This window comes from Pseudomonas edaphica (assembly GCF_005863185.1).
GTDB lineage: Bacteria > Pseudomonadota > Gammaproteobacteria > Pseudomonadales > Pseudomonadaceae > Aquipseudomonas > Aquipseudomonas edaphica.
The window spans coordinates 1-5,494 of the sequence record NZ_VBVZ01000419.1 but is presented as its reverse complement, the minus strand read 5'-3'; the positions used below and the strand labels follow the sequence as shown (position 1 = coordinate 5,494).

The 5,494-nt window shown below is 63.6% G+C and carries 6 protein-coding genes; 1 reads left to right on the top strand and 5 read right to left on the bottom strand.

The features are described from left to right. From FEM54_RS23030 to FEM54_RS23020, 3 genes are all read right to left on the bottom strand, one after another. Window positions 1-903, bottom strand: a 903-nt coding sequence (locus FEM54_RS23030) for a FecR family protein (protein ID WP_138453215.1), incomplete at its 3' end; no start/stop codon positions are given. 37 nt (window positions 904-940) lie between these two features. Next, entirely contained in the window at window positions 941-1,486 is a 546-nt protein-coding gene (locus FEM54_RS23025; RefSeq protein ID WP_017134603.1) for an RNA polymerase sigma factor, read from the bottom strand. Beyond that, window positions 1,483-2,139 (bottom strand): secretin and TonB N-terminal domain-containing protein, encoded by a 657-nt coding sequence (locus tag FEM54_RS23020; protein ID WP_017134602.1) that lies wholly within the window; start codon window positions 2,137-2,139, stop codon window positions 1,483-1,485. The genes FEM54_RS23025 and FEM54_RS23020 overlap by 4 nt, the downstream gene beginning before the upstream one ends. 202 nt (window positions 2,140-2,341) lie before the next feature. Here FEM54_RS23020 and FEM54_RS23015 point away from each other — a divergent pair, with 202 nt between their 5' ends. Then, on the top strand, window positions 2,342-2,653 hold the full coding sequence (locus FEM54_RS23015) for a hypothetical protein (protein ID WP_017134601.1): 312 nt from the start codon (window positions 2,342-2,344) through the stop codon (window positions 2,651-2,653). A 4-nt stretch (window positions 2,654-2,657) separates the two neighbouring features. Here FEM54_RS23015 and FEM54_RS23010 read toward each other — a convergent pair whose 3' ends face one another. Beyond that, a complete protein-coding gene (locus tag FEM54_RS23010; RefSeq protein ID WP_138453213.1) occupies window positions 2,658-3,980 on the bottom strand; it encodes an MFS transporter in 1,323 nt (440 codons plus the stop codon). A 37-nt stretch (window positions 3,981-4,017) separates the two neighbouring features. Beyond that, window positions 4,018-5,494, bottom strand: a 1,477-nt coding sequence (locus FEM54_RS23005) for a class I adenylate-forming enzyme family protein (protein WP_138453211.1), incomplete at its 5' end; no start/stop codon positions are given.

Genomic DNA, 5,494 nt, shown 5'->3' with positions numbered 1-5,494 from the left:
CGGCAGCTCAGTACACTTGGCCCCATACGCATCCCGAATCAACAGCGCCACGCCCGCTAATTGCTGCAAACTGAACCGCGCCTGCACCCGCCGCTGCCCCAGTTCTTTATTAAGCAACACCAACATCCCCGGCCGATAACGATTGATCTCATCCACCACCGTCGCCAATGTCGCGTTGTTAAATACCAGCACCTGTTCACGCCAAGCAACGACCGCCTGCGCATCCACCCCAATCGGCTCGCCCACACCACCCGCGCCATAAGTCAGTTGCCGGCCACTGTCCAAGCGCACACTGCGCCCGGAAACATCCACCGTCAGCGAACCCTCGATACAGGTCACGCACACATTGCGGTCGGTGTTGCGCACATTGAACCGCGCCTGCGCCGCAGTCACCCAGCCCTCGCCGGCCTGCACCTTGAGCGGTTGCGCCAGCTGTGCAAGCACTTCGACTTCGCCTTCAAGCAACTCAATCCCCTGCCCGACCCGGCTGATACGCGTCTGTGTGTTGAGCTCCAGGCTGACGCCTTGGCTCAACAGCACCTGGCGCTGCTCACCCACCTCGGTGCGATAGTCGGCCCTCAATCCGGCAAACCCGCCCGGCACGCCCACACGCACCATCACCACTGCCGCCGTGGCCGCAATCGCGCCACCCAGGAACGCACGACGCCCAAACTGACGGTGCGGCGCCGACTGTTCGGTGGCCGCGCCCAATTGCCGCCACAACAGCTTGGCCTGCTCGAACGCCTGGGCATGCGCCGGGCTTTGCGCGACCCAGGCCTGCAGCGCCTTGGCATCAGCCACGGTGGCCCGGCCCGAGGTCAGCAACAGCAACCAATCACGGGCTTGTTCGTGCACAGGGTCAGCGGGCGATTGCCGGGTGGAGGGGAAACTGAAAATGTTCAAGCGCGCACATACTCACGGTTTTATCAGGGACTCGACACTAAGACGGTTTTCCGGCCCCGGGACCGAACCGCTGAATCACTTTTCTTTCCAGGCGCTTGGCACAATGGCCCAAAGCAGCCTTGATTTCCTTCTCTACCATGCGCGTGGAAATACCGAAGCGCTGGGAGATTTCCAGGTGCGGCGCTTCTTCCAGGCGCGCAGCGATCAGGATCTTGCGTCGGCGTGCCGGCAGTTCGTACAGGGCTTTGACCAACGACTGGATCTCTTGCTGGCCACCCACCACCCGCGAAGGGTCCTGGGCCTCATCGGCGCTTTGCAGCAACGCCTCGACTTCACTGCCGGTGAGCAAGCGCGCATCCGCCTGGCGGCGGTCGGCGGCGATGTTCAGGGCCATGCGGTACAGGTAGGCGTTGGGTTGTTGCAGGTTCGGCGGCACGTCCATGCGGTCGACCCGCAGGTAGGTTTCGTGCAGCACATCATTGGCCAGGTCCTCCGAGCCCAAGCGTTTGCGCAGGCGCACCTTGAAGTCTTCATAGGAGGCCAGAAACAGACTGACCATCGCACTGTGCCCGGTGTTCTTCATGCGCCCGCGGCTCCCGTCCCTGCTGTGCATTCCATGCGTATTCCTGTTGTGTCGGGCATCAAAAGTAACGTCACCGGCTGGCGCAGCGCGCTGGGTGCCGGGCGTTCGACCCGGGTTGTCCCAAGGCTGCGCACCAGTGCTTCATCGCGTTGTTCGTCGCCGGTGGAGCTGACCAGCCGGCTGTGTTCAATCACGCCATCAGCGTTGACCCACACCTGCACCAACGCCCGAAAGCTGCCGGGCCGGGTCAGTGGCGAACGGCACAGGCTGGCTTCGATCGCCTGTTGCAGCGCGGCGGCGTAACTGGTGTTGATGCGTGCCGTATTGCGCGCTGACGCTCCCCGCAGCAAAGGCGCCGGGGTCGGCGGGACTTGCAGGGTGACCGCATCATCACGTGCATAACGCGCCATCAGCCCACTCCCCGTCAGCAGCACCGCCAGCGCCTCCTGCGCAGTGAACCGCCCGCGCACACCGATGGAGCGCCGGCCCCGCGTCAACTCACGGTCGACCAGCACCGCCATCCCGGTGGCGCGGCTGTAGGCATGCAGTGCGTGTTCCAGGTCCTGCGCGGGCAGGTCCAATGTCAGCAGCGATGGCGCGGCGCTGGCGGGCGTTATGCCAACCAACAGCAACAGCAAGGCCAGGGCACCCATGGCGCGCTTCCAGCCTCCCTGTTCACCCCCCACGCGGCATCGCTGCACGGCTGACGTGTCCTTGAAAACCGTCATCCTGAGGCCCGTTTATGAACCTGATGTTACGGTGATAGCAAAAAAAACATCACGGTGACGGCAAGCCCGCTGAACTACACTTCGCAGCACTAACGGCCCCTCTGTGCGGGCCTGCCAGGAGGCTCCGATGAAGCGTTACACCCCATTCGCCGGCCTGTTGCTGTGCGTCGCATTGCCACTGGCCGCCCACGCCGAAACCGCTGCCAAAGGCTGCACGGAAGTCACGGTAGATGGGTACAAGGCACCCGACTATGGCTGTCTGAGCCAGCAAATGGGCAATGACCCGGACGCGGCCAAGGCCGCGCAAAAGAACCGCGAGGCGCAGAACCTCCCGGTACACAAGCGGCCGCCGAACCAGGTGGGGCTGGCCACGCCGGCGGCGACCAGTAACCGCATGGGCAATACGTTCGGGACGTCGGTAAAACCCCAACGCCCCTGAGCAATCAGGCCAACGCCGCAGCCGCAGGCGGCACAACCACCGGGCTACCGCTGGCAACAAAATCTTCTTTGCGCAACACCACCAGGGCAATCAGCGATACCACACCGGTGGCCACGTAGAAGTACCACGGTGAAGTAATGTCGCCCGTCACTTTGATCAGCCAGGTGGAGATCAGCGGCGCGCTGCCACCAAACACCGCGACCGGCACGTTATAGGCCACGGCAATCCCGGTGGAGCGGATGCGCGTCGGCAGCAACTCACTCATCAGCGCGTAGGTGGATGAGGCGTACAGCCCGAACAGGATCGCCACGGCCATCAACGGCGCGAAGAACGACGCGGGCGTTGCGGTGGGTGCCGACTTGAACAGCCAGAACATCGCCAGCGTGGCCAGGGTGCCGATCACCATCAGAAACGGCTTGCGCCCGTATTTGTCAGTGAAGGCGCCACCAAACGGCATCACGAATGCCGCCGAGAAGCTGGCGACAAACACATAGAGCAAGGTGGTGCCGCTGTCGAACTTGAGGATCTTGGCCATGTAGGTCGAGGCGAAGGTCAGCACCAGGTAAAAGATCGAGCTGTGCAAGGTGATGATGAAGAACACCAGGGCGATGGCGCGTTTCCACTGCCAGACCTCGCGCAGCGGCGCGCGGGAGGTTTGCCCGGCGCGTTGCAAGGCCAGAAACTCCGGGCTGTCTTCGAGCTTGAGGCGGATGTACATGGAGATAAAACCCAGCGGCGCCGCGATCAGGAACGGCACGCGCCAGGCCCACTCCTGCATCGTGTCGGCGCCCAGAATCCAGGTCATGCCGTTCGCCACGGCGCCACCCAGCAGCAGGCCGAGCACGGCGGTAACCATCAACCAGCACGTGGCAAAACCGCGGCGGCCGGGGCCGGCGTATTCGGAGATAAAGCTGGTGACCGTGCCGATCTCGCCGCCCGCCGAAAAACCCTGCACGCAGCGCACCAGAATCAGCAGGATCGGCGCGGCGATGCCCAGGGTCGCATAAGTGGGCAACAGGCCCAGCATTACAGTGGAGCCGGTCATCATCACCAGCGCCATGATCAAGGTTTTGCGCCGGCCGATCTTGTCCGCCAGCGGGCCGAAGAACAGCCCGCCCAACGGCCGGATAAAGAAGCTCAGGGCAAACGCCGCGAAACTGGCGAGCAGGCTGGTGGTGGGGTCGTCGGAGACGAAAAACGCCTGGCCGATGTACACGGCGAGAAAGCCATAGACGCCATAGTCGTACCACTCGATCAAGTGGCCGGAGGTGGCACCGAGAAATGCACGGCGGCGCTTGCGCTGCGTGTCTTGCGCTGTATGGCCCATCGAAGGGACTCCTTGTCGGTTGTTCTGTCCATGAAAACTAGGAAAGCGCGGCGATACTCGCTGCTTTCAACCACTGCCGCAAGTCGGTCTTGAGGGTTTTGCCGTAGCTGTTCTTCGGCAAATCGGCCCTGAACACATACTTTTTGGGTTTCTTGAATGACGCCATGCGCTGCAGAAACCACGCGGTGAGTTCGGCCTCATCCAACGCCTGCCCGCTGCGCGTGACCACAAAGGCCACCACTGACTCGCCCCATTGCGCGTCCGGCTCACCCACCACACACACCTCGGACACGTCGGGATGCTGAACCAGCACTTCCTCAACTTCACGCGGGTACACATTGCTGCCGCCAGTGATGATTACGTCTTTGGAGCGATCGGTGAGGGTCAAGAAGCCGGCCAGGTCGAGAAAGCCGATGTCGCCGGTGAGCAACCAGCCATCCACCAGGGTTTGCGCGGTGGCCTGCGGGTTGCGCCAATAACCTTGCATCACCGTGGCACCGCGCACGGCGATCTCACCGCGCTCGCCGGTCGGCAGCGGTTGGTGCCGGGCATCCAGAATACGAATTTCGACACAGGCTTGTGCGTGGCCGACAGACGCCGCCAAGGTTGACCAGCCTGGGCGCTGGCGGTCCGCGATCAGAGCGCGTGGCAATACGCTGATGGTCATTGGGCTTTCACCCTGGCCGTAGATCTGCACCAAGCGCGCGCCGAAGGTGTCGAGCGCCTCGCACAGGTCGGCCAGGTACATCGGCCCGCCTCCGTAGACGATGGTCTTGATGCCGTCGCCGCCATAACCCTGGCGCCGCGCCTGTTCGACCATGCGCTTGACCATGGTCGGCGCGGCGAACAGCGATACATTGCCCAGCTGCGCAGCCAGGCCAAACAGCTCGCCGGCATCAAAACCGCCGGAAGCCGGCACCACATGCCGGGCGCCGCAGCGCACATGGATGAAGTTGTACAGCCCCGCCCCGTGGGACATCGGCGCGGCATACACGGCTGCGTCGTCGGCACTCACCGGGTCGACATCCGTGGGGTAACACAGCGACATGGCGACCAGGTTGCCGTGGGACAACATCACGCCCTTGGAGCGCCCGGTGGTGCCGGAGGTGTAGAACAGCCAGGCCAGGTCCTCGTCCAGGCGCGGCACCGGCTGCTCCAGGGTCGGCCAGCCGCGGGTCGGCGGCAGTGTGTGAGCGTCCAGTTCCTTGCAGCGCGCAGGCAAGTCCCGGGATGACGCAAATACCCGGCCGCCGTCGGTAAAGATCAAGCGGGCCTCGGCATGGGTAGCAATCCACGCGGCTTCTGCCGGGTGCAATTTGGCGTTGATCGGCACCACCACGCCACCCAGCCACCAGATGGCGTAGAGCACTTCCAGGTAGTCGCAGCTGTTCTTCATCAACAGCGCTACCGCATCGCCCGGCACCAGGCCATATTGATCGACCAGTTGCGCGGCGCGTTGGCGGACATGGCCGGTGAAGGTTGCGTAGTCGGCGACTTGCCGCGTGCCCTCAAAC

Coding starts and splice junctions, on each gene's coding strand:
- FEM54_RS23010 (WP_138453213.1), bottom strand. CDS start 3,980: ATGGGCCATACAGCGCAAGACACGCAGCGCAAGCGCCGCCGTGCATTT.
- FEM54_RS23015 (WP_017134601.1), top strand. CDS start 2,342: ATGAAGCGTTACACCCCATTCGCCGGCCTGTTGCTGTGCGTCGCATTG.
- FEM54_RS23025 (WP_017134603.1), bottom strand. CDS start 1,486: ATGAAGAACACCGGGCACAGTGCGATGGTCAGTCTGTTTCTGGCCTCC.
- FEM54_RS23020 (WP_017134602.1), bottom strand. CDS start 2,139: ATGGGTGCCCTGGCCTTGCTGTTGCTGTTGGTTGGCATAACGCCCGCC.